Source organism: Photorhabdus sp. RM323S (genome assembly GCF_042879375.1).
In the GTDB taxonomy this organism is placed as follows: Bacteria; Pseudomonadota; Gammaproteobacteria; order Enterobacterales; family Enterobacteriaceae; genus Photorhabdus; species Photorhabdus tasmaniensis.
In genome coordinates this window covers 1-24,515 of the sequence record NZ_JBHFKZ010000042.1, presented here as the reverse complement: position 1 = coordinate 24,515, position 24,515 = coordinate 1, and the positions used below count along the sequence as shown (strand labels likewise).

Sequence of the window (24,515 nt, the reverse complement as noted above, 5' to 3'; positions counted from 1 at the left end):
CATTGAAATATCTCAACGACTCCAAGCAGGGAAAACTTTCATAGCTATGAGAACCGTACCTGCAAATATGAATGGAAAAGTGACAAGCGGCCAAGCTGTATCACCATCCATGCCTACGACAGCTGCTGTGCCGAAAAGAGAAACAATAACGCTTTGACCACAGAAGTAGATAGCCACAGCCGAGCCTGCACGGTCATTAAAATCAGCCAGTGCACCGTTGGCTGTGACAGATGCCGTGAAGATAATCCCTACAGCCATCACCCACATAGGCAATACAAACGTGGCAAAGGAGGGTTCACCTATCGTCCATGTTACAGCTAAGATTGCAGCACCAAAGACCAGGAGAGCCATGCCACGCCGTACGCTACCAGCGATGCCCCACTTGCCGACAAACCGCTTTGCGAAACTTGTTGTCACTATCATGACAAGTGCAACAGTCGAGAAGGCAAAACTAAACTGTAGTTCAGAATAGCCCGCTTTTCCGATCAATACTCTTGGTGCAGTGGAGAAAAATACGAAAAATGTCCCCATCACGGTTCCAAAGGCGAATGTGTAAAGCCAGAACTTACCGCTCACCAAAATAGGAATAACCGAAAAACCCCCGGCAACACCCGGCATACGAGTCTCATGCCAACGAAACGCTGCGTGTAGTAACGGCAGAACCGCCACCAGAGCCAAGAACCAGAAAATCGCTCTCCAGCCGAACCCGTCCGCCAAAAAAGCGCCTAGTATCGGTGCCAGAGCAGGCACGCAAGCTAGCATTGAACTAAACAGGCTATAGATTACGGCGCTCTCTGGACGGTCAGAATATACATCGCGTACCGTTGCAAAAGTCGTGACGAGCGCTGCTGACGCGCCGAGGGCTTGGATAAGTCGGAAGGCAACGAAGACAGAAGGAGAAGTTGATGTCGCGATTCCTACTGAGGCAATAACGAAGAGAGTAGCACCACCGAGCAAGACAGGACGTCGGCCGATATGGTCAGAAAGTGGTCCAAAGAGCACCTGCCCCAATCCCAGGGCCAATAGATAAAGGCTTAAGGTGAGCTGGATAACAGACGGACTCGTCTTGAATACGTCGGGCATAGTTGGCACCACGGGAAGGTAAATGTCCATGGCCAGAGAAGCAAGTAAATCAAAAGGTGCCATCAGCAGGAGTGCTATCGGCATGGTGTATCGCCAAATTGAGTGCTTGTCAGACATAATAAAGTTTCCGTTCAAATATATGAATTGCACAAATTTGAAACACATTACGGATTTATGCACATAGCCTCAAGAAACTTTTAATATTCCTGAATAATTTCCCCGCCCCAGCTTGAGAGGTAAGAATAGCCAAACCAAAAATAGCGGAATTTAGTATCAACTTCTTATGTAGTATTTTCACCATAATTCAAGGAATTTATTTAGATAATGTACCGAAAAAACGATGAAATAAAGCAGAATGAGTTATTTAAAGGAATACGAACCTGTTTACTTCCAGATTAACGATGTTGCACTTATCATGTGAATCCACCCTGTAAATTTTTTCATTTATTATTAGAATTGGTTTGTCGGCAAGACTGTTAACGCAATTAATAAATTTACAATCCCAGCAAACCTTCGAAAAACAGATCTAAATAACGCATTTATTAGGTATAATAAAGGAATAAATATGTTATGATAAATCATTATATCAATCAGAAGTATGAGATTAAATAAATGGATTTGGAAAAATTAAGAAAATTAAGAAAATTAACTCTCAGTAGTGGATTCACGTTTAAAGAGCTTCTTATGATGCAAAGGATCTTTAAAAATCTTGACGATGATGAAAGAAGATATGTAATAAAGTATTATACAAAAAGCGATAATATTTACAACATTATAATAGTATTTGCTGAAGATGCGGGTGATCCAGTATTATTTTTCACTCTTATGTATGTAGGCTGCATAATAATGGAGATTTTCCTCCATGACGAAAATACAATATCCTATTTATCATTAGTATCGATCACCTATATCATTTCAACAATTATATGCATATGCTATAAATCTTTTTATCACAGCTATCGTTATAATTTTTTCACATGTATAAAATTAGTCATTTTCTATATTCGTTTTAAAATAAAAAACAAATCCAACCCTTGAGCTCATCAATAAAACATGATAAAAATAACTATATAATCAAATAAATCGAGTCTAAATAAATGAATCTAACTGACTTAAGAAAATTAATATTAAATAGCGGATTCACCTTAAAAGAATTGCTTAAGATAAAGAGAAATTTTCTGATTCTTCATAAAGACAACCCCTACATTTATGATAAATATAAAAGTAAAACAGATTGTTTTTGTCATTATTTATTGTTTAGAGGCGAAGAAGTAGCCATGCCAATAATATATTCAACACTTATTTGTTCATTCATAATGTTAGGAATGTTTTTCAGTGGAAAAGCATATGGAATTCCATTAATGTTTTTTGTTTACTTATTAACAACAACATCTTTTTTATTTTTATTCGGTCATTCTATTAATTTCATAACAGAATTAAAATTATCAATACTTTACTTCCGTTTTAAAATAAAAACCAAGCTAGAACTTTGAAGAAGTAGACAGCGTTAGGAAGTGCCGGAAGTGTTTTAACTACACCAAAGTAAAGCTCAACATAAGCACGTTGATTATAACTCCACCAAACGGAGGAGCCCTGTAATTTACAACCCTAACAGGTGACTGCCCAATGTTTTTCATAAGTCAATCCGTGAAGTAAAAGGAATACGATAAACGAATTTATCGTATGTGAGATCTTATTCAACAAAACCGTGGGATTTAATACTTGCCAGCAATCAATGCGGGTTATTAAATTATCCTGACAATTAAAACGGCAACACAATATTACTTTCAGCTAGCAGTCCCATATTGTTATACGTAGCGCAAGCCGCATCCACCAGATGCATAGCCAGCGCCGCGCCGCTGCCCTCTCCCAGACGCATGTCCAGATGCAGATAAGGCTCCAGTTGCAAGTGCCGCAACGCAATGATTGATCCTTTCTCTGCCGATAAATGTGAAGGTATCAGGTAATGACGAACATCAGGAGCAATACAACAAGCGGCCAATGCCGCCGCGTAAGAAGGAAAACCATCCAGAATCACCGGCAGCCCAGCCGAGGCCGCACCAAGCATTACGCCCGCCATACCCACCAAATCATAACCACCGATCTTTGCCAATACATCAATGCCATCTCTGGCATCAGGCCGATTGATTTCAATCGCCTGTTGCACAACCGCCACTTTATGATGCAAACGTTCACTTGGGAAATTAGCCCCAATACCTACAATCTGTTGTGGATCGTGGTTCGTAAAAACACTGACCACAGCCGCCGCCGGGGTGGTATTCGCCATACCCAATTCACCCACACCAAACAGTTTCACGCCATCTGCGGCTTGTTCCAGCGTCAGGTGTGCGCTTGCCAGCAACAGATCTTCCGCTTGTTGACGGCTCATGGCCGGTCCATAAGCAATATTGCCACTGCCACGCCCTGCCCTCATGTCCACCAGTCCCGGCAACGGATCACTGTCAATCCCCACGTCCACAACTTTAACCTCTGCACCCACATTCGCCGCCAGCACGCAGACACCGGTGATCCCTTTCATCATATTCTGGGCATGAATAGCCGTTGCTGATTTGGGCGATATGGTGACACCTTCGTCATAAACCCCATGATCAGCCACCATCACAATGATTTGTTTACGATCAATATGATGGCCCGATAATCCCCGCATTCCGGCAAGTTGAATCGCCAGATGTTCCAAACGCCCAAGGCTACCTGTTGGTTTAAGCAATCCATCCAATCGGGTAGCAGTACGCGCCATAACCTCGCTATCCAGCGGCACAATCGCACTAATGATCGATGAAAATGAGATTGATGAAGGTGTTTGCATGGTGTTATTCCCGCGTCTCAGGTTGCCAGCAAGCCCGGCTATTAAATGTACGCAACGTAGTAAATCCATGGTGGATTTCTACTACGCTGTATGCACCCTGTTCAAAATGAAAGTGCCACATGGCAGAAGGCGACATAGCCAGCAAACGCGCCAATAACAGGCCAAGTACACCCTGATGAGCCACCAACAACACATTATCCTGACTGTCCTGTTTCAGCTGCTGCTGCACCACATTTTCTATACGTGCAGCAAATGCAGGAAAGGTTTCACCACCGGTAGGAGATGCTTGTTGCCAGTCGGCTAACCAAACAGCCCAAGCTTCCGCGTCTTCATATTGTAAATCGTGATGGTGGCGCATTTCCCATGCGCCAAAATGCATTTCATTGAGTTGCGTATCGATACTGGCCGATAATGTGCAGTCTGCCAGAATAATCTCCGCAGTATGACGCGCCCGCCGTAACATGCTGCTTGTCGCTTGCGAAAATGTCACGGCGGATAGATAACGGGCTATTTGCCGAGCCTGATTTATCCCCGTTTCGGTGAGTTCCACATCGGTCATACCACAGAAAACACCGCTCAAATTCGCTTCCGTCTGACCATGCCGAACCAAAAATAGTCGCATCAACGTGGCTCACAATAGCGCCAGTAAAAACACCAGCTCCCCAATTTCCACTGATGCACCAAGGGTATCTCCGGTCTGTCCCCCCAGACGACGATGCAAATAAATTGCCAGTAATCCAATAACCAACAGCGTGATCACCAATGCCAACACACCAGGCACTCCAGTCAGCAGAGCAATCAATACCATCCCACTCAACAATGTTAACGCTGCCTGATGACCATTAACCCGGCCAATATAAAAATTCCCCAACCCGTTCCCTTCACGGGCACAACGTTGGCGATACATTAACAACACAATCGCACTCCTGCCCGCCACTGACGCAGCTATTAAGGTCACCAACATCGGGACGTCACGCAGAGCCAATTCGCTCACCACCAGCACTTTCGCCAGAATAAGGAAGATCAACACCAGCCCACCGTGAGTTCCCAAACGGCTGTCACGCATAATCTCCAGCATTCTTTCCCGGCTACGGGCGGAAAACACACCATCACAGGTATCCGCCAAACCATCAAGATGAAGCGCCCCGGTTAGCAATGCCAGCACTAATACGTAACTTAATGCCGCCAGCGGCACACCACACCAAGGCGCAAGCAGGGTAAAAATAACCGCAGCAAGTGTACCGACGATCAAACCGACTAATGGAAAACCGGCAATACCACGCACGTATTGATCCATTTCCACGCCCTGTGTCCAACGTGACGGAACTGGGATACGAGTCATAAATTGCAAGGTGGCAAGAAACAGACGCAGATTCATTTAATTTTTACCTCAATCCCCGAAACCATCAGAAATACCTCTCTGGCCGCCGCCGCCAGCCGCTGGTTAACTCTTCCTGCGATGTCACGGAAATGGCGCGCCAGTCTGTTTTCCGGCACGATGCCCATACCCAGTTCGTTAGTCACCAGATATATCGGTGAAGTCACGCTGGCACAAGCCACTAACAGATCGCTAATTTGCTGCTGAATCTCCACCTCCAATACAGCAAAATCCATCTGTTCAGGTGAAGTCTCTCCGACCTGATCAAATAATAGATTGGTAATCAATGTCGTAATACATTCAAGAATGACCGCTTCTCCCGGCTGGGTTTGCGTGGTAATGACCGCACCAAGATCACGATAGCCCTCCCATGTACGCCAATGGGCTGGCCGGTTTTCACGGTGCAGTCGTATACGTTCAGCCATTTCGCTGTCTGTCACCACAGCAGTCGCAATATACAACACCTGCTCACTGGCTTGTGCCGCCAGTTTCTCCGCCAGCACACTTTTACCACTGCGAGCGCCGCCGGTAATCAAAATCACGGTGCCGAACCTTGTTGATGACTTTTCATACACTGATAAATTCGTTCTATATCCAGATGTTCGCGCATGGCTTGCGCCAAAAGGTCAAACTGTGTCTGTTTGTAGTCGGTATAATCCAATGTATCTCCCTGATAAGCCATCAATCCTTTGCGCTGACGCAAAGCATTAAGCAGAGCACGAGTAAAATGAGTACTATCGAACAGGCCATGAATATAACTGCCCATCACACTACCCTCCCGATTGACCGCACCATCAAACCAACTGCCGGATTGACCGTTACGATCGGTAATACAGGCAAACGGTGTTGCATCCGCCCCCAATAACGAACTTCCCATGTGAATCTCATAACCACGGACGGGTTGTTCAATGCAATCTGATAACAATCCCGGCAACGCCACTAGACAGCTACCGTTTACCCTGGTTGTCACTTTTTCATGGGCAAACCGGGTTTCCACATCCAGCAATCCAAGACCATCCATCTGGTCAATACCTGATTCCACTCCATCGATAATTCGCTTCCCTAGCATTTGATAACCGCCACAGATACCGATAACCGGAATACCAGACTGATGTGCCGTCAACAGAGCATCCACCAATCCGTTCTGTCGCAGCCATCGCAGATCGCCCAGCGTGTTTTTGCTGCCAGGTAAGATAATCAGATCCGACGATTGCAACTCTGATGGTTGAGTCACATAGCGCAAGCGAACATCCGGTTGCATCGCCAGTGCGTTAAAGTCGGTAAAATTGGCAATATAAGGCAAACGAACCACGGCAATATCCAGCGCTTTTTCGGCTGCACCATCGTATTTACCGGTTTGCAGCGCTACGCCGTCTTCATCTTCCAGGTCAATGTTCAGCCAAGGCATCACTCCCAGCACAGGCACCCCGGTTAAGGCTTCAATCTGTTCAATACCCGGCTGGAGCAGGCTGATATCACCACGGAATTTATTGATGATCACCCCTTTGATCCGCGCTTTCTCCTCCGGTAGTAACAGTGCCAGCGTACCGTAAATGGCCGCAAATACGCCGCCACGATCGATATCCGCCACCAGCAGCACAGGCGCATCAACCATCTCCGCCATTCCCATGTTGACAATATCCCGATCACGCAAATTGATCTCCGCCGGGCTACCGGCACCTTCCAGCACCATTACGTCATATTCACTAGCCAGACTGTGAAAAACTTCACAGATTTGCTGCTGCAAACGGGGCTTGTACTGGTGATACTCCACCGCATTCATGCTACAGGCCACTTTTCCCATCAATACAACCTGAGCCTTACAATCGCTGGTGGGTTTTAGCAATATCGGGTTCATTCGTACATCAGGTTCTATACCCGCCGCTTCCGCCTGAAAAATCTGCGCCCGCCCCATCTCTTCACCGTTAGCAGTGATACCAGAATTCAGCGCCATATTCTGTGACTTAAACGGCGCACAGCGATAACCATCCTGAACAAAGATACGGCATAATCCCGCAACCAATATGCTTTTCCCAACATCGGACGCCGTACCTTGCAACATTAAAGACAGACTCATATGTCATTTCCTTAATTATTACGCTGACGTAGCAGAGCAAAAAGTTGCTCCTCAGTTTTACACAATGGTAACCCCAGTTCGCTGTGGATCTTAACCAACCAAGGTTGCACCAGTCCGGCAGCCTGCAACTGTTCATGTTGCAGAAAAACTTCGGCAGTTTCACCGGCACAAACCAATTTACCGTGGGATAGTACGTACAGATAATCACAGACGTTGTAGATTAAATCGATATCATGGCTGGAAATAATCACCCGTTTTCCTTCTGCCACAATGCGTTCGATGATAGCGATCATATGTTGTCGGCCAGAAGGGTCCAACCCGGCAGTCGGTTCATCCAACAGCAGATATTCCGCCTCCATCACCAATGCCCCCGCTATCGCGACTCGTTTTTTCTGGCCATGACTCAGATGTTGGATTGGCTTATGACGGAATTCATGAGCATCCACCAGCGCCAGTGCCCGTTCAACACGCTGCGCAATCAGCGCCTCATCAATGCCAAGATTACGTAAACTGAAAGCGATATCACTGTCAATATCGGTATAGAAAATTTGCTGTTCCGGATCCTGAAATACCGTCGTCACCCGCTGGCGCAAGGCCCGCAAATGGGCTTTACCATAGCCGATAGGCTGGTCTTGCCATAAAACCTCACCCTGTTGGGGACGCAGAATGCCGCTCAAGTTCATAAACAACGTGGATTTGCCGCAGCCATTTGCCCCTACCAAGCCAGTAACGGCATGTCGGCTAAAATCCATGGTCAAATTTTGTAAGACGGGTTCATCCTGATAACTGAAACTTAACTGTCGGGTCGCTAACATCGGGATCCTATCCTTACAGGTGAAAATTCCCCTGATAAAGTTTGATATCCAGCGAAACAATCATTTGCTGATAACGGATCATCACACGTGTAAATAGCATACTCACTAACATTGCCAGTGAACGGTAGCCACTTCCCAACGACGTGTAACCAAACCGCAGGGATTGCGCGCGATGGATCGCCGCCGCCTCATCAATAAAAATAAAGATAAAACGCCAAGTCAGCAGGATCTGTTCCGTTAATAGATCCGGGACATGACAACGTTTCAACAGTTGGATCAATTGTGGAAACGGGGTATTAAGCACAAACCAGAAGGTAGCCGCCAATGCTGCCAGGCTGCGCCACATTGTCTGATTGGCGGTTATCAGCCCTGCTTTATCAATCCCGAACCAAAACTGCCCTGCCTGAACGCCCCACCACAGGGCGTCCGGCTGACGGGAAACCGATAGCACAATGGCTATCAGTCCCACCAATAAGAATGATAACGGTACAGATAACCAAAGCAGATAGCGACGTGGCCCGATCCGTAACAGATAACAGGTCAGCGCCGCAATCACCAGCAATAGCAATGCCTGGTAGCACGGCGGGCTGATCATCGCCAGTAGCAGAAACAAGCCATAGAGCACCAGTTTTGCCATCGGATCAACCCGCCGCCAGCGGCTTTGATAACTTAGTCGATCAATTCCCAACATGCTCACTGCGCTTACTCCGGTAGTAACCCAGAATATAGAAGATCACCGCTGCTCCTAATGAGCCTTGCAAGGTGAACAGTAAACTTTCAATCTCTCCGCTGGCCGGCTCATACAGCGGCTGAAACCAGGGTTCATAGTCTGGAGCAGTGACCTGAATCAGCGCTTCTGCTTCTCCATCAGCGCCGCCATATTCGCCTCCGTGGTTAATAAAGAACGGCAGAATAACCAACGCGATTAACACCAACAGCAAGGTAATGGTCTTTTTCATGTTAATGACTCCTGACGTGGATAAGATGACGTTTAGTTAACTGATCGTAAATCAGTACGGTGAGTAAACCTTCAGCAATTGCAATCGGGATCTGAGTCAGGCAGAACACACTCATAAACTTAACGATAGAACCACTAATACCGAATTCAGGCTCTGGGAAAGCCACCCCCAACTGCACCGATGTGACAAAATAGGTCACCAGATCCGCGATCATGGCACAGAGGAACACGGCAACATCACGCCGGAAGCCGATTTTATTGGCCAAACGCCAGACCCAATAACCAACAACCGGACCAAGCACGGCCATTGACATACCATTAGCGCCAAGGGTTGTCAGACCACCATGCGCCAGTAGCAACGCCTGAAATAACAGTACAATGACCCCAAGTACTGCAACAACCGAAGGACCAAATAAGATCACCGCCAGACCTACCCCAGTCGGATGAGAGCAACTACCCGTAACTGATGGAATTTTCAATGCGGACAGCACGAAAATAAATGCCCCGCACAACGCCAGCAGCACTTTCTGGTTACTGTCATCACTGACAATCTGTCTCAATCGTACCAACCCCATAAACAGACAAGGCAAAAACAGAACCCACCAAGCCAATGCCCAAATCGGAGGCAGAAAGCCTTCCATTACGTGCATGGCAAAGGCTTGCTCCGGCACCAACATCAACAAGACTGCCATTGCCAACCCGGTCAACGAGAGTTTCTTTAGCTGTTGTTCCATAATTTACTCCTTGGTATGCCATTGTTTATTCACCAAAATGGTGGAGAAATAGGGTAGCGGCTGATCGGCAGCTACCTGATCCAGACAACGCCAGCACTGCTCACCCGGCAATGAAGCATCTGCCATCAGCAGGGCATGTTCGAATAAATTCAAGCGTGTCAACAACGCACGCACGGTAGCAAAACGGTTATAAACTTTCATCAGCACGACACAATCATGGGTTTGCAATGCCTGTTCCAACTCAGCTTCCGGCGCAGTACAGGACATGACCGCCATTGATTGCTGCTCCATGGCAAGCGGCAGTACGGCTCGCGCGGCAATAGCAGCAAAAGAAGTAATACCCGGCACAATTTCCAGCCATTCCTGCCTGCCAATGCGCGCCAGCAAAAAGACCCAGGTACTGAACAGCATTGCGTCACCCAATGTGATAAACCCAACTTGCCGCCCCTGGGCCACTTCATCTTTCAGTTGTTGCGCCACTTCATCCCATACCGCCTGTTTTTCTTCGCCGTTACTGCTCATCGGGAAATGACAGGTGCGAATTTCAGTGTGGGGTAACAGGTATTCACGCACGATCGAGAGCGCCAGACTATCTCCGCCTTTACGCCCAGCGGGGGCATAAAGCACATCAAGGCGGGCGAGTACCCGGGAAGCCCGTACGGTAATCAAATCACTGGCACCAGGACCGACGCCGATGGCATAAAGTCTTCCCTTCATCACGCCACCTCCCGCTGATCTGACTGCAACGCGGCGTCCAGGTGTTGAACAAACATTTGGCGGATCAGTGGATTCTCGCCTAATCCCTGTAACCAGGATTGCGTGCTGATCCCAACGGCTTCCAACTGAGAACGCCAGGAGTCTGGCTCGTCTGATGCCATATCGTTGATTGCATGATCGCCAGCCACCAGCATTAACGGCATCAAATGTACCTTACGCACGGCCTGCCGCCGCAAGCGGATGATGAGATGGCCGATTTCCGGGTAACTTTCCACCGCCCCCACCAATGCCGGAAAATTAAGGGAACTCATCAGGTGATCAAGGCACGCATAGACAGAAAACGCATGATGACAGGTGCCGTGGCCCATAAACACCACACGCTCATCCGCAGCCAGTGGCGGCATCTGATTTTCCAAGGCAATAAGCAGTTGTTGATAATCGGCAAAACTGTTAAGCAACGGGGTACCCACAACCAAACGTTGGAAACGCTTACTAAAGGCGCTTACTTCACTGACGATCTTCTCATATTCGTCACCGTTGATAACATGTAGGGACTGAATAGCCACATCTTGATAACCTTCATTGACCAAACGTTCCAGCGCCTGACGTGGGTTATCCACCTGTAGGCCATCACGTTTTTGCAATTTGCGGATGATCATTCCTGAAGTGAATGCACGATACAGATCACGATCAGGGTAAGCAGCCGACAATTGACGCTCACAAGCATCAATATTCTTTTGCCGAGTCTGCTGATAACTGGTACCAAAACTGATGATTAACAGTGCTTTTTTCATTTTATTGCCCTCGTTATTCCTGCCATTGGGTCAGGTGTTGGACAAACTCATCCAGCGAACTAATCTGTTCTCCTTCATTCGTCTGTAAGGTCTGTGCAGGACGGCACACAACAATACAGGGAATATTGAGTGCCAAACAGGGAGCCACTTTCTGTTGATATCCCCCCTCCGCACCGGATTCTTTCGTGATCACGACATCAGGGTGGCAAAACTCATACAACGCATGATTGAATTCAGCGGTGAATGGTCCACGCAATGCGATAATATGATCGACCCCCAACCCCAGCGCCTCACACTGAACCAGTACCTCAGCCGTCGGCAATACCCGTACCAGTAAGGTTTTTCCCGGCAGTAAGCGCTGATACAGCGCCAGTTGTTTACTGCCGGTGGTCAGCAATACCCGCAGCCCCAGAGTCCGGGCAACGTCGCAAGCGGCCTCCACACTATCGACTTTGTGCAACAACGGGTGATTCAGTAAGTCAATCTCACTGGGACGTTGATAACGGGTAAACCGCAGTGACAATTGGCGACAGGCTGCGATTACATTGTGAGTTAATGCGTCTGCATAAGGATGTGACGCATCAATTACCCAACCTACCTGATGCTGATCAAAATAATGCACCATCGCCTCGGCATCCATTCGCCCCACCATCACTTCGCCCTGAATATCACCCGCCAGTTGCCTCCCGGCATCGGTAGCAACAGAGAGACGGTAACGCGCTCCTGCCGCGTCCAGTGCCCGGCAAATCAGCCGGGCGTCACTGGTACCGCCGAAAACATGGATAGCCGGATGGCTCATAGCTCATACCCCCGTGGTGTGATCATCAGTCCATCACGGCAATAGGTAGTATGATTGCCAACGATCACCAGACTGGTCATATCCACCGGTGAAAAGTCCATCTCGCCGAAAGTAGTAATCCATTTATCCTGCTTTTTACGCCCGGCGGCTTTTACCACCCCCACCGGCGTATGCGGATCTTTCCACGGATGCATAAGTTCAAACGCTTTGGCAAGGTGTCCTTCACGACCACGGCTGCGTGGGTTATAGAAACAAACAACAAAGTCGGCCTGCGCTGCGGCAACAACACGTTTCTCAATCACCGGCCACGGTGTCAACAAATCGCTCAAGCTGATATGACAAAAATCGTGCATCAACGGTGCCCCCAGTAACGTAGCCGCGGCAATGCTGGCGGTGATCCCGGCCACCAGTTTGACCTCAAGATCACACTGTTGCTGGCAAACCAACTCCAGCACTAAACCGGCCATGCCGTAGATCCCCGCATCCCCGCTGCTGATCAACGCCACTTTACGACCGGATAACGCCAGATCAATCGCTGTCTGGCAGCGTTCAATCTCCTTACACATTCCAGTCTTAATCACTTCTTTATCCATCGTCAGATGTTTGACTAAATGGGTGTAGGTTTTATAGCCGACAATAATTTCAGCTTCGCGGATCGCCGCAATGGCATCCTGCGTCATCATAGATTCATTGCCTGGCCCAATGCCGATTACGGTTAACATAATTGTGATACCCCCAAAGTGATAGTGACGCCCTGCTGACGCAAGGTCCGGCCAACCAGTTTTCCTTCGCTCATCAACCAGGCAACAGGTTGTGAAACACTGCCAACCCCTACCGTCCGGCGGACAAAATCGGAAGCAGGAAAACGTTGCTCATGGCGACTTAACTCATTAACACTGAACAACTTAAACGGTACACGCCAACGCTGTGCAAGCTGATTCAACGCCAGCTCATCCTTCTTGATGACAACACTGCCGATAGCACGCAGAGCCATCGGATCAAAATGATTTTCTGCCATCTGCTGCTGCAATAGCTCAACCAGTGTTTGTAACGGAGTGTCCCGACGACAGCCGATCCCGGCCACAACACGTTTCGGCACCAGTTTATAAACCGGCAGAGGCAGTTCGGGCAGTGAATCGCGCAACGTGACACACACCAGCACATCCAGTTCAGGCAATGCCTCCAGATGCTCTATCGGAACAAAACCACGGGTATCAAAATGTTCACGTTCGCTAAGTAGTAATTCATCCCACCACAGCCCGACTTTCTGACCACTGACCAGCATTTGGTTTACCACTTTCACCACATGGCGAAAATCCTGCATATCCGCGTTTAACTGAGTGGCAAGCGTATCCAGCGCCGCCACCCCGTTAATATCCGTAGCGGTAGTAATCACCGGATCGGCCCCCAGCAGTTCCGCCAGATAATGAGTCAATGCATTAGCTCCCCCCACATGACCGGATAGCAAACTGATAACATGCCGACCACCTTCATCAATCACCACTACTGCCGGATCATGCATTTTGTCGTTTATCAGTGGAGCAATCATTCTTACGGTGATACCCAAAGCCGCCACCACGACCAGCGCCGAATAATGCTTAAATGCCTCGCGCAAGGTGTCGCCAAAACTGCCATTAAAAGGAATAAACCCCGGTTCCAACAGCTTTTCGCTGGTAAAACAGGTCAGAGGCAGATGCGTTCTCAACCTTTGTACCAATCTGACCCCGCCCGGTGTCAAACAGAACACCGCGATCGATTTATGCCCGGCGATATTCATGGCTAAACCCCGCATCGTAGAGCCTGGAATAGTGATATTCCTCTCCCAGGAAAGCACCAACCAGAATCAAAGCCGTCTTACGGATACCCGCTGCCCGTACCTTCTCAGCGATATCGGCCAACGTACCGCGCACGATGAGACTTTCAGCCCACGTCGCCTTGTATATCACCACGACCGGCGTTGTGACCGGGTAACCACCGGCTTGAAGACGCTCAACCACATGCCCCATCTTCTGCACAGAAAGGTAAATCGCCATTGAAGTCTGATGAGCAGCAAAGGATTCCAGCTGTTCCAACGGGGGTACCGGTGTACGTCCCTCAATACGAGTAATGATCAGACTTTGTGACACTTCCGGTACGGTGTACTCCACCCCTAACTGCGCCGCTGCCCCCAGAAAAGCACTGACGCCCGGCACCGAGACAAAACCAATACCGGCATCGGTTAAGGCTTCCCCCTGCTCGCGAATGGAGCCATATAATGAGAGATCGCCGGTTTGCAGCCGAACCACCAATTTACCCGCATGTACGCCATCCACCATCAGTGCAACAATTTGTTCCAGCGTCAGACTGGCGCTGTCATGGCACTCAGCTTCTGGCGGACAATATTCCAGTAATTCAGTGTTAATCAGTGAACCGGCATAAATCACCACCTGCGCCTGTTGCAATAAACGATAGCCTTTCAGGGTGATCAACGCCTTATCACCCGGCCCGGCCCCCACAAACCAGACTTTTCGAGGATCAAAATGTTCAGACATCGATCTGCTCCTTGTAACAAGAAATCAGATAAGTCGGATTATTCGGTTTGAAATAGTGGCCGCTGCCAAGTGATGCCAGAGTAGATGCTTGTAACTGTATGCACTCTAAATCACTTATCTGGCATGTCCGCAAATGTGCCAGCGCGTCATTCAGGTTATTCAGCAAAATGAACGTCAGCACCAGACGTCCACCGGGGTACATGTGATCCAGCGCCCAGTCGATCAGTGCCGTCAATTGGCCCCCACTACCGCCAATAAATACCGCGTCTGCCATTACATCCAACGTCAATGGGGCTTCTGCGGCTATGATCTCCACATTATGACAACCCAGCCGCTGACGATTCTCCCCGATCAACGCCAGTGCCGCCGGATTACGTTCAATAGCGGTGACCGTCAGCGCCGGGAATCGTAGCGCCGCCTCCAGCGCCACGCTGCCGGTACCCGCTCCCACATCAATCAACTGGCTGGCATGATTCAACTCCAACCGCTCCAATGCCAGTGCACGAACCGGCTCTTTGGTCATCGGTACTTTCTGTCCGCGTAAAAATTCGTCATCTCTCATAAGATCACCACCACGTTCATGTCATAGTCAGTCGCCACCGCTTCTGGCCGCAGACGGTGAATACGCTCATTAGGCAAAGAGAGGTTTTCACCAATAATCAATGTACGGCTCAGGCCACGCGCAATAATGGCCTCCGCAATTGCCCGCGGGCCGACGCGCCCATCAGTTACCATCGCTACTTTGTCGTGTTGCAAAATCCAGTCAAAATCTGGGGTACGCCCGTGACTGCTGGTCAGATAGATATCGTTCATATCCAGCGCCGCTTTGGCACACAGATACTGAATGGAACTGATACCCGGAATGATGCGCAGATCATCTGCGGTAAAATATTCAGATAACAATTTGCCGATGCCATACAACAACGGATCACCGGACGCCAATACCACAATATGACGTGTACTGTTGTTTTGTAGCCAGACCAGCAAACTGGCAAGATCGGCATCCAATATGCGGGTTTCATGGGTGATACCGCTAAATATTTCCAGATGACGCCTGCCGCCGACCAGTACCTCCGCGTCAGAGATATAGTGCTGGGCCTGTGGCGTCAGATATGCCGTATCACCGGGACCAATACCGACAACAGTGATCATCTCATCTCCTCCAAAATGTCATTCAATGGACGGCTGGTGCCGAGGATCTGATTATCAAAGGAGAACATAATGGCGTCACAGCGCGGTGGGTTAACGGCAAAACGCAACATCTCGCTCATCCGTTCACCAATTCGTTCGGCAATACGGTCATAAACCGCTTGCAAGCCATACTCCGCAATCAGTTCCATTGCGGCTTCCGTGGTATCGCAGCGATTCACCTCCAACAGAAGGGCCTGCGGTGCCCCCATCAAGGCCAGATAGGCAATCAATGTTTCTATGCGGCCATCAGCAATGTGACTGTGAGTATGAAAAATCCCTGCGGCCACCTTCACCAGTTTGCCGGGATGCCCTACCAACATGATATGGCGGAAGCCAAGCCGAACCGCTTCCTGCAACATGTAGCCGACAAAGTTACTCATCGTCACCACCAGCTGACCATCAAGCTTCAATTGCTCACGGACAAACCGCTCACCGTGATTGCCGGGAACCAAAATGACTTTCTCAGCTCCCGCTGCACGTTTCATTTCCAGCTCGATCGCCAGTGAACGTTTCCAACTCTCCTCCGACATTGGCGTGACAATACCGGTGGTGCCAATGATGGAAATACCGCCAAGTATCCCCAACTTGCCGTTGTAGGTTTTCTTTGCCCGCTCTTCACCTTCCGGTGCAAAGATCTCCACTTCCGCTCCCCGCATCGGGCCAATAGCCTCCCGCACCGCCGCCTCAATAGTCTGACGTGGTGTACGGTTAATGGCGGCACTGCCTACCGGCAACCCGACACCTTTGCGGGTAACCGTACCAACACCTTCCCCGCCGCTCAGGTGGATTTCACCGTGATCGCAGAGAGTGACACGGGCAAAAATCAGCATGTCATGAGTCGCATCCACATCGTCGCCACCATCTTTACGGATAGCGGCAGTAGCCTGTTGGCCTTCAATCAGTGGCTGTTCGACGTTAAGGCGCAATGTCACGCCGGAAGGGGTAACAATAGAAACATGGTCAATAACTTGCTGGCGCAACACCATCAATGCGGCAACCTTGGCGGCGGCAGTGGCGCAGGAACCGGTGGTATAACCTTTGCGATACTGCTTACCGTTATGCCAAATGCTGTCTAATTGCATCGTATCGCTCATTGTGCCTCCTGCAACCGGTACAGAATGGCATTGATAATCGCCGCCGCGATATTGCTCCCACCTTTGCGGCCTGCGGCTGCGATATAAGGCAATTCGCTTTGCATCAACGCCGCTTTCGATTCTGCCGCGCCGACAAATCCGACCGGTACCCCGATCACCGCCAATGGTGAAGCCCGTCTTTCCAGCAGGCGGAACAGCGCTGTCGGAGCATTACCGAACACAAATATTTTGTCGCCTTCCTCAACCAGTGCGACATCTACCGCGGCCATAGAACGGGTAATACCCTGCGCTTTCGCCATCGTTACCACACGCGGATCACTGATATAGCAACGGCACTCACAGCCCATTTGCTGTAACAACGTTTTGTTGATGCCGGATTGAGCCATTGTGGTATCGGTATACAAGATGCACCCCCGGCGCAGTGCCTCAGTAATACAGGTCAGCACATCCGGTGCAAACCACAAAATATCCAGCCAGTCAAAATCTGCGGTGGTGTGGATCACCCGTTTAATCACCGCTTCCTGCATCTCATCAACAAAACGATAATCGGGACGCTCACGGGCAATAATGTCACCAATGATTGCAAAGCTATTCTGTTCAATTTGCTGAGGTTTTTGGAGATAGTTCATATTCATTGCCCTTTTCTAAGCTATTCCGACCAACAGTAAATGCAGCAACGCAAACAACAGTAAGGCCAGTTGCGAAGCTATCATCATCAAGTGGATACTAAGCGGGATATCCGTCAGCGCGATTTCACGGCGTTCATCACCAATCCAGGGTTTATCTACCCGTTCACCAAAGTAGTCATTCGGACCACCAAGGCGGATACCCAAGGCACCCGCAACCGTCGCTTCAGGCCAGCCACAGTTGGGACTGACATGCTGATAACGATCACGCCAGCCAATACGCAGGGCCTGACGAAAATCAACCCGGATAAACCAGGCCGCCGCACTCAGCAGCAGCCAACTTAACCGCGCCGGTAACCAATTCGCCAGATCATCCATACGGGCCGAGACATATCCAATCGCGCGGTATTCCGGCGTTTTGTATCCCACCATGGAATCAAGGGTATTGACCGCTTTGTAAGCCATTGCCAACGGCGCACCACCAATCATCAGGAAAAAGAGTGGCGCAATCACACCGTCAACGCTGTTTTCCGCCACCGTCTCCACCACCGCCCGCGTGATTTGCGGCGCATCCAGTTGAGAGGTATCGCGCCCGACAATCCATGACAATTGCTGGCGGCTCTCATCCAAAGAACCCTGCTGTAACACACCATGTAGCGCCAAAGCCGCATCACTCAAACAACGGCCAGCCAACAGGGTATAAATCATCCACACTTCGGCCAACCAGCCAATCCAGGGATGAATGGAGTTCATCAACCATAAGCATCCCCAGCTCACCAGCCAGGTCAACCCAACAACGACTACCCACAACACTACCCCACCGACTTTCAATGCGCGTTCATTGTGGCAACCGCGCCGGACAGCTCGTTGTACCGATGAAATCAGATGGCCGATCCAGCGTACCGGATGAGGCCAATGTGGCGGATCACCCAGCCAACTATCGAGCAAGAAAGCAGCAAACCAGGCAGCAAGTGTCACAATAGCCCCCTCGCAGACATCAACCAGCGATCAAGCAGACCAGGACGCTGGGCAAAATGGATATGAAGATAACTGGCCAGCGTTTGCTGTACCTGATAGCCCCCCGCCCATTGCTGTATTGCCATACCGTCACGCCATTTCGTACAGTCAAAGACCGAAGGGACCGAACTGATAAAATCAGAATAATGAAACTCGTGGCCCCGTAAAACCTCGCCCGCAGCGGCCAGCAACGTGCTACAACGGGCTTGTGCCTGACAGTAACCAAAGCGCATCAGCCGCGTCCCCATACGGCTTTCTCCCGGCAAAATGCCAGCCATCTGGTGACACTTCCCTTCTCCATCGGTCAACGACCTGCCAAGGTACATCAGGCCACCGCATTCAGCATAAAGGGGAACCTGACGATAATGCGCATCCTGTAAAGCGTCTCGCATGGCACTATTGGCAGCCAATTGAGCGGCATAGATTTCCGGGTAGCCACCGCCCAGATAAATCATCTGACAATCAGGCAGACGGCGATCATGCAGTGGGCTGAAACGCTGGATACGTACCCCTGCCCGTTCCAGCATTTCCAGATTATCCGGATAATAAAAGTTAAACGCTTCATCATCCGCTAACGCCAGCGTCAGGCCGTCAGCCAATGCGGGATCAGGCAACGCTGGCACCTCACCTTCCGGTGAAGCAGGACAATCACAGAGCGCCAACAGACGATCAAGATTGATATACGCTTCAACCTGTTGAGCCAACCGCTGCCAGCGGGCATCATCGGCAACCTGTTCCTGAGCAGGAATAAGACCCAGATGGCGGGATGGCAACGACACATCTTGCATAACGGGCAAACGCCCCAGCACCGGGACACCACAATAATGTTCAATGGCACGACGGATGAGTTCGAAATGGTTTTCAGAATTGACGCGGTTAACAATAACGCCCGCAATTGTCAGAGAGGGATCAAAACGACAAAAACCCAGAACAGTCGCCGCAACAGAAGTGGATACCGCCTTACCATCTACCAGCAAAATCACCGGGCATCCCAACTGTTTCGCCATTGCAGCGCTACTGCAATAATTCGGGTTCGTACCATAACCATCATACAACCCCATCACACCTTCAATGACCGCTACGTCAGCATGGCGCATATGCTGATTATAAAGACCGTTTAAAGTTGCTGTTGGCAGCATAAACGCATCAAGATTGCGGGATGCCACACCACACACCGCGCTGTGCCAGCCGCTGTCCAGATAATCCGGCCCCACTTTAAACGGTTGGACCGCCAACCCGCGCCGAATCAACGCCCGCAAAATGCCAAGGGTAACCGTGGTCTTACCGCAGCCACTCCCCGTACCTGCAATAACAAATGCCTTCTTGCCTGACTGTTGCATAAAAAATTCCCGATATATCGACCGAGAATAGGTGTCAACAAGACGTGCCTAACGCAGCATCAGCACTGCACACATCCATTGGATGACAACCCGCTTCCCTCCGAAGGAGTTGAATGTCTCATACCTGTCAGGTCGGTCTTCTGGCTTAGCGTCATCCTTCCCCGCCACCTTCCCAGTCATTCCGACCAGTGGCATCAGCGGAGTTGTCAGCATCACAGCAGCGGGGGCTGCGGAGGATTCTCACCTCCTTCCCAACCACACCATTGAGGTGCAGTGTTAACCTGACAGCGGTTTATTTATTTTTAACGTAATCTATTTATTAAATTATTAGACGGCTAATGATATACATCCATTTCCATCACAATAACCTTATTAACCATATTGAATTAAGATGCAAATTAAATATATATTCTTCACATCAAGAAGACGGTTGGATTTATTATTTTCGACGATAAATTTATACGATTTATAACAAAAACTACCGCCGATCTGATGACAAAGATAGTAACAACACCGCAGCAGATTAATCGTTGATCATAATCAACTATCTATCCACATCATATAAACTTATGATGATGTTTGTCATAAAATAGCTTCTTACACCCTCGGTATAACCAAATCACAATGAGAGCTGCCGATGTTATTAGATACCACTGTACCCCGCATTCTTGGCGCCTGTTTTTATTACTCACCGCTGTCAGAACAAGTCCGTCCGCTAATTCCATTACTTACAGATATTGATAAATTATTTCCCTGGCCGGATAGCGGTAAAATAGAAAACCTGACGAGAAAAATCGCTGCTTTGCCGGCGGAATCCCTGCAATATGACTATTCTATCCTGTTCGAAGGGCAAGGCACTATGCCAGCGCCGCCTTGGGGATCCGTTTATCTGGACAGAGAAAACCTGCTATTAGGCGAAAGCACATTGGCTTACCGGGAATTTCTGGCGAAACAAAATATGATCATCTCCAGTAAACAACGGGAACCGGAAGATCAATTCGGCTTGATGCTGCTGGCCCTGGTTTATATTTTGGAACAAGGAGATAAACCTGCTGCGCGTACACTGCTGGAACAGCACTTACTGCCGTGGGCATATCGTTATCTGGCACTGACTGAGGAGGCCAAATTGGAAAATGATTTTTATCCCATTTTAGCCACTATGGCTATTGACTATTTGAAAACACTACAAACTGAACTGGAGTTGATTCCGGCAAAACTGGAATTGTTCCGTTAAAATTTTTATTATTCTGCAATAAATGCTCCGGATGGAAAATTAAGCAATCGCGAACAAATCTACATTCCTACGGAGCTTAAAATCAATTTAATCGACTCATCATTTGTATCATTCATAATACCCAAAAACCCTCATAGTTAGCTTTCGTTCCATTGAACGTTATAGCCCTATTGCCGTATATAAAACAGCTTAAATGATTTTTATGTTATTTATTATTGGGTAAGGAGAACAGACGCAAAATAGAATGATTTCACACGTTAAGAAAAACTGTCTATTAATTCATAAATTAGTAAACATTAAATACCCCAAATAGAGGATTTATTAAAATCCCAAAAAAGTTTAGCGGTGATTTTCACTTCATTGAACGTCGGTTTCCTTTACATGGAAATATTAAAAATGTAAACAACCTGAGGTCATAATATGAAAAAAATATTTTTAACTACTCTTATTACAGGGATTGTGTCAACAAATTGCTTCGCACAAACACTCCCTGAAGGCAAAAATGAGCATATTGCTCATCTGCAATACAACACCAGCAACGAAGCTCCGCTATTAAAATCGACAGATCCGGGTGCTGAACGATTTAAGCATGTTGGAAAATTAAGAACGAATGGCCTCTGTACCGCCACACTCATTGCCGGCTCAGAAAAACCGGATGCCAATCAACAGGCGCTTATTCTCTCCGCAGGCCATTGTCTTGACGATACCTTAGACACAAACGAAGTCATTATTGATCAACCTGCCGGTCCTGGTTGGACATTTACACCAAACTACTTTATTGACTTGATCGATAAACATCAACCTGTTGATATTGATAAAGTTTTATACGCAACCATGAAAGGCGGTGACCTGGCGGTTTTCAGATTGAAAGCAACTTATGGAGAACTGGCAAAGCGTGGAATACTGCCGGTGACATTACAAAAAGAACTTAAGCCATCAGGTCAGGCGATTGAACTTGCTCATATCCCTGTCAATGGCGTAGAGAGTGATAAACGTTATCTGCGATATTCCGACTGCCACATTCTTGGAGAAACACCGCTCCTGTATGAACATGTATGGAATTGGACGCCAAGTGTTTCTGTTGATTGTGCTGGTGTTTCTGGCGGAACCTCTGGTTCGCCGGTCATATTAAAAAATCAATCCAAGATAATTGGCGTATTAAATACCACCGTCACACCGGGTTACAGTGGTTGTGGGCTTGGCCGGCCATGTGAATTAGTCGATGATAAAGGTTACTCGCGCGAAGGTGCCAGTTACTATATGCCTGTTAATAAAATTGCACATGCATTTACCCATGATGGAAAACTGGATTTAAATAAACTTGACGATGGCAAAGGGATCACCATTAGCGCTAGCGGTTCTCTTATTACCCGGAGTACCGTTAACAGCAACGCTGCCACATGGAATTTACGACTTGGTGAGAATGGTTTTGACAAAATCCGCTATAAAAAAGGACTTGCGAGTAATACTGATTGTTCAAATCCTAAAGGATACAGCAAACCCTTCTCAGTCACTGAGCAACCGCTGGATAAACTCCTGACACCTTCGAAAGAAGGAATTTACACCATGTGCGTTATTGGACGACATACAGAAGATAAACGCTGGCAGGATACATCCAACGCGTCAGTAAAATTACGTGAAATTGATAACACTCCTCCGTCAATAAAACCCGCAATAAGATTAGTTTTTGAAGCGGATGACCGATGGGTTGTTAATCCCATATTTAATCAATGGGAAATTGTTGACTTACGTATAAAATCAGGTCCTCTGGAATCTACAAAGTGTGACGATCACACCGGATATTCTATCTATAGAAGAATACCGATTTCTCTTATGAAGAAAGATTCCCCAGTACGTTTTTGTGTATATGGATTGGATCAGGCGGGTAATAAAGGCCCAATAGATTATCTTGATTTCGGTGTTAAAAAATAAGTTTTTAAAATCGGCCAGCGTTTGCTGGCCTTTTTTGTTTTTACGAAAATACTCAATGGCATCAATTAGAACACCTCGGTTTTATTCAGATTTTATGTGATACACACCACATTAAATAATATGAATAAAGATAAATACACAGATGATATCCTTACTTAATTAAAGACATCGGCGGATTCACAAAAATAATACAAAATATAAAAATAAGAATTATACTTATAATTGTCATCACGATGTTAAAAATGCTCAATAACACTATTTAGAGAGGAAACTGTATATTACTTGAAGAAATTCTTGGACTCGTCGATACAGATATATACCGAATGAACTTCAAGATGCTTGAACTACTAGACATAAAAACATTTAAATTCAACAATATAGTTTTTTTTCAAACATGCACCTTGAAGTGTTTTGAGTATAGAAGCAAATACAGGAACAAGAGATCCAGAATAGATATAGATATAGATATAGATATAGATATAGATATATCTGGATCATGGATTAATGAACTTGGTTCTACAATGAAAATTAAGCTGAATAAAGAAACTCAGAATTTTTTAGGTGAATATTGTAGTAAGGTAAGCACAGACCAACAATCTCATAAAGGTACAATTACAGGACATTTGCTCGGAGATCTCATCGTTTTTATGGTAAGATGGGATTCAGCGGCAATAACTGCATGGGTTGGTCAAGTGAAAAAAAGATTAATCAAAACAGAAGAAGACAACGGCAAAAAAGAAGAACACAAAATCACCACTCTATGGATGATGACCAGTAAGAGTAACGGATGGACACCAATAAATGCAGGAGCAGATACCTTCGTAAAGACCCCCGCCTTCGCTTGGGGGATTTATTATTTCGTATATAGTGAAACCTGTTCTATTCTCAAAAAACTCATTTTTCGATTTCCAGCAGAATATTTGATTATTAACTACAACGTGAATATATCGGGTAGTCATATATGATCGGGGATGAGTGTCAGAAAAATTATAGTAACTTTCACTAATCTGCAATCCCATATAAGCATGAGAGAGAAATAGACAGATAAGATTTATTGGAATGATCAAGAGGTTCTGCGCATTTATCGCCAAATCATCTTTCAGAATACACCAGAAAATTGATGCTATGATAAATCATCATGCCACTCCCACCATGATTTGGAATGCTCCATAACCTACCAATATATGTGATTTATTTTGTCTATTTTTAACCCAAAAGAAGAGCATTATTTAACCGATCGCAATACTGGCCTCCATAATCGTCATTTTTGGTTATTTATTGATCCACGAATATACCCGATTTTTGCCACTTTTAGTTCCGTTTAATGCTTTAGTAAGCTGCATTGGTAAAGATTACTGTCAGTTCATG

General features: G+C 47.5%; 25 protein-coding genes and 1 riboswitch. Of the genes, 3 read left to right on the top strand and 22 right to left on the bottom strand.

All coding sequences use genetic code 11. The features are described 5' to 3' along the window. Window positions 1-12: 12 nt before the first annotated feature. The 22 genes from cml to ACGF7G_RS15955 form a co-directional block, all read right to left on the bottom strand. Window positions 13-1,200: a CmlA/FloR family chloramphenicol efflux MFS transporter gene (gene cml / locus ACGF7G_RS16060; RefSeq protein WP_387466789.1), complete on the bottom strand. Its 1,188-nt coding sequence runs from the start codon at window positions 1,198-1,200 to the stop codon at window positions 13-15. Between the two features lie 1,645 nt (window positions 1,201-2,845). Then, a complete protein-coding gene (gene cobT / locus ACGF7G_RS16055; RefSeq protein WP_387466788.1) occupies window positions 2,846-3,910 on the bottom strand; it encodes a nicotinate-nucleotide--dimethylbenzimidazole phosphoribosyltransferase in 1,065 nt (354 codons plus the stop codon). A gap of 4 nt (window positions 3,911-3,914) precedes the next feature. Continuing rightward, a complete protein-coding gene (locus ACGF7G_RS16050; protein ID WP_387466787.1) occupies window positions 3,915-4,532 on the bottom strand; it encodes an adenosylcobalamin/alpha-ribazole phosphatase in 618 nt (205 codons plus the stop codon). Window positions 4,533-4,541: 9 nt separating this feature from the next. Then, a complete protein-coding gene (gene cobS / locus ACGF7G_RS16045; protein ID WP_387466786.1) occupies window positions 4,542-5,288 on the bottom strand; it encodes an adenosylcobinamide-GDP ribazoletransferase in 747 nt (248 codons plus the stop codon). Continuing rightward, the gene (cobU, locus tag ACGF7G_RS16040; RefSeq protein ID WP_387466785.1) at window positions 5,285-5,830 is read right to left on the bottom strand and encodes a bifunctional adenosylcobinamide kinase/adenosylcobinamide-phosphate guanylyltransferase; all 546 of its coding nucleotides are present in this window, start codon (window positions 5,828-5,830) and stop codon (window positions 5,285-5,287) included. Before cobU ends, cobS begins: the two co-directional genes overlap by 4 nt. After that, window positions 5,827-7,365 carry a cobyric acid synthase gene (locus tag ACGF7G_RS16035; protein ID WP_387466783.1) on the bottom strand — a complete coding sequence of 513 codons (1,539 nt, stop codon included), beginning with the start codon at window positions 7,363-7,365 and terminating at the stop codon, window positions 5,827-5,829. Before ACGF7G_RS16035 ends, cobU begins: the two co-directional genes overlap by 4 nt. An 11-nt stretch (window positions 7,366-7,376) precedes the next feature. Beyond that, window positions 7,377-8,180: an ATP-binding cassette domain-containing protein gene (locus ACGF7G_RS16030; RefSeq protein WP_387466782.1), complete on the bottom strand. Its 804-nt coding sequence runs from the start codon at window positions 8,178-8,180 to the stop codon at window positions 7,377-7,379. Between the two features lie 13 nt (window positions 8,181-8,193). Beyond that, entirely contained in the window at window positions 8,194-8,871 is a 678-nt protein-coding gene (locus ACGF7G_RS16025) for an energy-coupling factor ABC transporter transmembrane protein (protein WP_133814166.1), read from the bottom strand. Then, entirely contained in the window at window positions 8,858-9,139 is a 282-nt protein-coding gene (locus ACGF7G_RS16020) for an energy-coupling factor ABC transporter substrate-binding protein (RefSeq protein WP_036848061.1), read from the bottom strand. The genes ACGF7G_RS16025 and ACGF7G_RS16020 overlap by 14 nt, the downstream gene beginning before the upstream one ends. A gap of 1 nt (window position 9,140) precedes the next feature. After that, on the bottom strand, window positions 9,141-9,872 hold the full coding sequence (gene cbiM, locus ACGF7G_RS16015) for a cobalt ECF transporter S component CbiM (RefSeq protein ID WP_133812515.1): 732 nt from the start codon (window positions 9,870-9,872) through the stop codon (window positions 9,141-9,143). A 3-nt stretch (window positions 9,873-9,875) separates the two neighbouring features. Next, entirely contained in the window at window positions 9,876-10,589 is a 714-nt protein-coding gene (locus ACGF7G_RS16010) for a cobalt-factor II C(20)-methyltransferase (RefSeq protein ID WP_387466781.1), read from the bottom strand. Beyond that, the gene (locus ACGF7G_RS16005; RefSeq protein WP_133812513.1) at window positions 10,589-11,383 is read right to left on the bottom strand and encodes a sirohydrochlorin cobaltochelatase; all 795 of its coding nucleotides are present in this window, start codon (window positions 11,381-11,383) and stop codon (window positions 10,589-10,591) included. The genes ACGF7G_RS16010 and ACGF7G_RS16005 overlap by 1 nt, the downstream gene beginning before the upstream one ends. Window positions 11,384-11,396: 13 nt before the next feature. Further along, window positions 11,397-12,182 (bottom strand): cobalt-precorrin-6A reductase, encoded by a 786-nt coding sequence (locus ACGF7G_RS16000; RefSeq protein ID WP_387466780.1) that lies wholly within the window; start codon window positions 12,180-12,182, stop codon window positions 11,397-11,399. Further along, on the bottom strand, window positions 12,179-12,904 hold the full coding sequence (locus ACGF7G_RS15995) for a precorrin-3B C(17)-methyltransferase (RefSeq protein WP_387466779.1): 726 nt from the start codon (window positions 12,902-12,904) through the stop codon (window positions 12,179-12,181). Before ACGF7G_RS15995 ends, ACGF7G_RS16000 begins: the two co-directional genes overlap by 4 nt. Beyond that, on the bottom strand, window positions 12,898-13,959 hold the full coding sequence (gene cbiG / locus ACGF7G_RS15990; RefSeq protein ID WP_387466778.1) for a cobalt-precorrin 5A hydrolase: 1,062 nt from the start codon (window positions 13,957-13,959) through the stop codon (window positions 12,898-12,900). The genes ACGF7G_RS15995 and cbiG overlap by 7 nt, the downstream gene beginning before the upstream one ends. Then, window positions 13,940-14,713 (bottom strand): cobalt-precorrin-4 methyltransferase, encoded by a 774-nt coding sequence (locus ACGF7G_RS15985; RefSeq protein WP_133812510.1) that lies wholly within the window; start codon window positions 14,711-14,713, stop codon window positions 13,940-13,942. The genes cbiG and ACGF7G_RS15985 overlap by 20 nt, the downstream gene beginning before the upstream one ends. Then, window positions 14,706-15,275 (bottom strand): decarboxylating cobalt-precorrin-6B (C(15))-methyltransferase, encoded by a 570-nt coding sequence (locus ACGF7G_RS15980; protein WP_133812509.1) that lies wholly within the window; start codon window positions 15,273-15,275, stop codon window positions 14,706-14,708. The genes ACGF7G_RS15985 and ACGF7G_RS15980 overlap by 8 nt, the downstream gene beginning before the upstream one ends. Next, a complete protein-coding gene (locus ACGF7G_RS15975) occupies window positions 15,272-15,865 on the bottom strand; it encodes a cobalt-precorrin-7 (C(5))-methyltransferase (RefSeq protein WP_133812508.1) in 594 nt (197 codons plus the stop codon). Before ACGF7G_RS15975 ends, ACGF7G_RS15980 begins: the two co-directional genes overlap by 4 nt. Next, window positions 15,862-16,998, bottom strand: coding sequence for a cobalt-precorrin-5B (C(1))-methyltransferase CbiD (gene cbiD, locus ACGF7G_RS15970; protein WP_133812507.1), 1,137 nt, complete (start codon window positions 16,996-16,998; stop codon window positions 15,862-15,864). Before cbiD ends, ACGF7G_RS15975 begins: the two co-directional genes overlap by 4 nt. Then, the gene (locus ACGF7G_RS15965; protein WP_387466776.1) at window positions 16,995-17,627 is read right to left on the bottom strand and encodes a cobalt-precorrin-8 methylmutase; all 633 of its coding nucleotides are present in this window, start codon (window positions 17,625-17,627) and stop codon (window positions 16,995-16,997) included. Before ACGF7G_RS15965 ends, cbiD begins: the two co-directional genes overlap by 4 nt. 15 nt (window positions 17,628-17,642) lie before the next feature. Continuing rightward, window positions 17,643-18,602 (bottom strand): adenosylcobinamide-phosphate synthase CbiB, encoded by a 960-nt coding sequence (gene cbiB, locus ACGF7G_RS15960; protein WP_387466774.1) that lies wholly within the window; start codon window positions 18,600-18,602, stop codon window positions 17,643-17,645. Next, window positions 18,599-19,981: a cobyrinate a,c-diamide synthase gene (locus tag ACGF7G_RS15955; RefSeq protein ID WP_387466772.1), complete on the bottom strand. Its 1,383-nt coding sequence runs from the start codon at window positions 19,979-19,981 to the stop codon at window positions 18,599-18,601. Before ACGF7G_RS15955 ends, cbiB begins: the two co-directional genes overlap by 4 nt. Before the next feature lie 112 nt (window positions 19,982-20,093). Further along, window positions 20,094-20,281, bottom strand: a riboswitch (cobalamin riboswitch). A gap of 337 nt (window positions 20,282-20,618) precedes the next feature. Here ACGF7G_RS15955 and ACGF7G_RS15950 point away from each other — a divergent pair. The 3 genes from ACGF7G_RS15950 to ACGF7G_RS15940 all read left to right on the top strand — a co-directional run bounded on the left by ACGF7G_RS15950 (window position 20,619) and on the right by ACGF7G_RS15940 (window position 24,112). After that, window positions 20,619-21,215, top strand: a complete 597-nt coding sequence (locus ACGF7G_RS15950; RefSeq protein WP_387466770.1) for a molecular chaperone TorD family protein — start codon at window positions 20,619-20,621, stop codon at window positions 21,213-21,215. A gap of 420 nt (window positions 21,216-21,635) precedes the next feature. After that, window positions 21,636-23,147, top strand: a complete 1,512-nt coding sequence (locus ACGF7G_RS15945; protein ID WP_387466768.1) for a trypsin-like serine peptidase — start codon at window positions 21,636-21,638, stop codon at window positions 23,145-23,147. 335 nt (window positions 23,148-23,482) lie between these two features. Continuing rightward, window positions 23,483-24,112, top strand: coding sequence for an avidin/streptavidin family protein (locus ACGF7G_RS15940; RefSeq protein ID WP_387466766.1), 630 nt, complete (start codon window positions 23,483-23,485; stop codon window positions 24,110-24,112). The last annotated feature ends 403 nt before the right edge of the window (window positions 24,113-24,515 follow it).

Coding starts and splice junctions, on each gene's coding strand:
- cml (WP_387466789.1), bottom strand. CDS start 1,200: ATGTCTGACAAGCACTCAATTTGGCGATACACCATGCCGATAGCACTC.
- cobT (WP_387466788.1), bottom strand. CDS start 3,910: ATGCAAACACCTTCATCAATCTCATTTTCATCGATCATTAGTGCGATT.
- ACGF7G_RS16050 (WP_387466787.1), bottom strand. CDS start 4,532: ATGCGACTATTTTTGGTTCGGCATGGTCAGACGGAAGCGAATTTGAGC.
- cobS (WP_387466786.1), bottom strand. CDS start 5,288: ATGAATCTGCGTCTGTTTCTTGCCACCTTGCAATTTATGACTCGTATC.
- ACGF7G_RS16035 (WP_387466783.1), bottom strand. CDS start 7,365: ATGAGTCTGTCTTTAATGTTGCAAGGTACGGCGTCCGATGTTGGGAAA.
- ACGF7G_RS16030 (WP_387466782.1), bottom strand. CDS start 8,180: ATGTTAGCGACCCGACAGTTAAGTTTCAGTTATCAGGATGAACCCGTC.
- ACGF7G_RS16025 (WP_133814166.1), bottom strand. CDS start 8,871: ATGTTGGGAATTGATCGACTAAGTTATCAAAGCCGCTGGCGGCGGGTT.
- ACGF7G_RS16020 (WP_036848061.1), bottom strand. CDS start 9,139: ATGAAAAAGACCATTACCTTGCTGTTGGTGTTAATCGCGTTGGTTATT.
- cbiM (WP_133812515.1), bottom strand. CDS start 9,872: ATGGAACAACAGCTAAAGAAACTCTCGTTGACCGGGTTGGCAATGGCA.
- ACGF7G_RS16010 (WP_387466781.1), bottom strand. CDS start 10,589: ATGAAGGGAAGACTTTATGCCATCGGCGTCGGTCCTGGTGCCAGTGAT.
- ACGF7G_RS16005 (WP_133812513.1), bottom strand. CDS start 11,383: ATGAAAAAAGCACTGTTAATCATCAGTTTTGGTACCAGTTATCAGCAG.
- ACGF7G_RS16000 (WP_387466780.1), bottom strand. CDS start 12,182: ATGAGCCATCCGGCTATCCATGTTTTCGGCGGTACCAGTGACGCCCGG.
- ACGF7G_RS15995 (WP_387466779.1), bottom strand. CDS start 12,904: ATGTTAACCGTAATCGGCATTGGGCCAGGCAATGAATCTATGATGACG.
- cbiG (WP_387466778.1), bottom strand. CDS start 13,959: ATGAATATCGCCGGGCATAAATCGATCGCGGTGTTCTGTTTGACACCG.
- ACGF7G_RS15985 (WP_133812510.1), bottom strand. CDS start 14,713: ATGTCTGAACATTTTGATCCTCGAAAAGTCTGGTTTGTGGGGGCCGGG.
- ACGF7G_RS15980 (WP_133812509.1), bottom strand. CDS start 15,275: ATGAGAGATGACGAATTTTTACGCGGACAGAAAGTACCGATGACCAAA.
- ACGF7G_RS15975 (WP_133812508.1), bottom strand. CDS start 15,865: ATGATCACTGTTGTCGGTATTGGTCCCGGTGATACGGCATATCTGACG.
- cbiD (WP_133812507.1), bottom strand. CDS start 16,998: ATGAGCGATACGATGCAATTAGACAGCATTTGGCATAACGGTAAGCAG.
- ACGF7G_RS15965 (WP_387466776.1), bottom strand. CDS start 17,627: ATGAACTATCTCCAAAAACCTCAGCAAATTGAACAGAATAGCTTTGCA.
- ACGF7G_RS15955 (WP_387466772.1), bottom strand. CDS start 19,981: ATGCAACAGTCAGGCAAGAAGGCATTTGTTATTGCAGGTACGGGGAGT.
- ACGF7G_RS15950 (WP_387466770.1), top strand. CDS start 20,619: ATGTTATTAGATACCACTGTACCCCGCATTCTTGGCGCCTGTTTTTAT.
- ACGF7G_RS15945 (WP_387466768.1), top strand. CDS start 21,636: ATGAAAAAAATATTTTTAACTACTCTTATTACAGGGATTGTGTCAACA.
- ACGF7G_RS15940 (WP_387466766.1), top strand. CDS start 23,483: ATGCTTGAACTACTAGACATAAAAACATTTAAATTCAACAATATAGTT.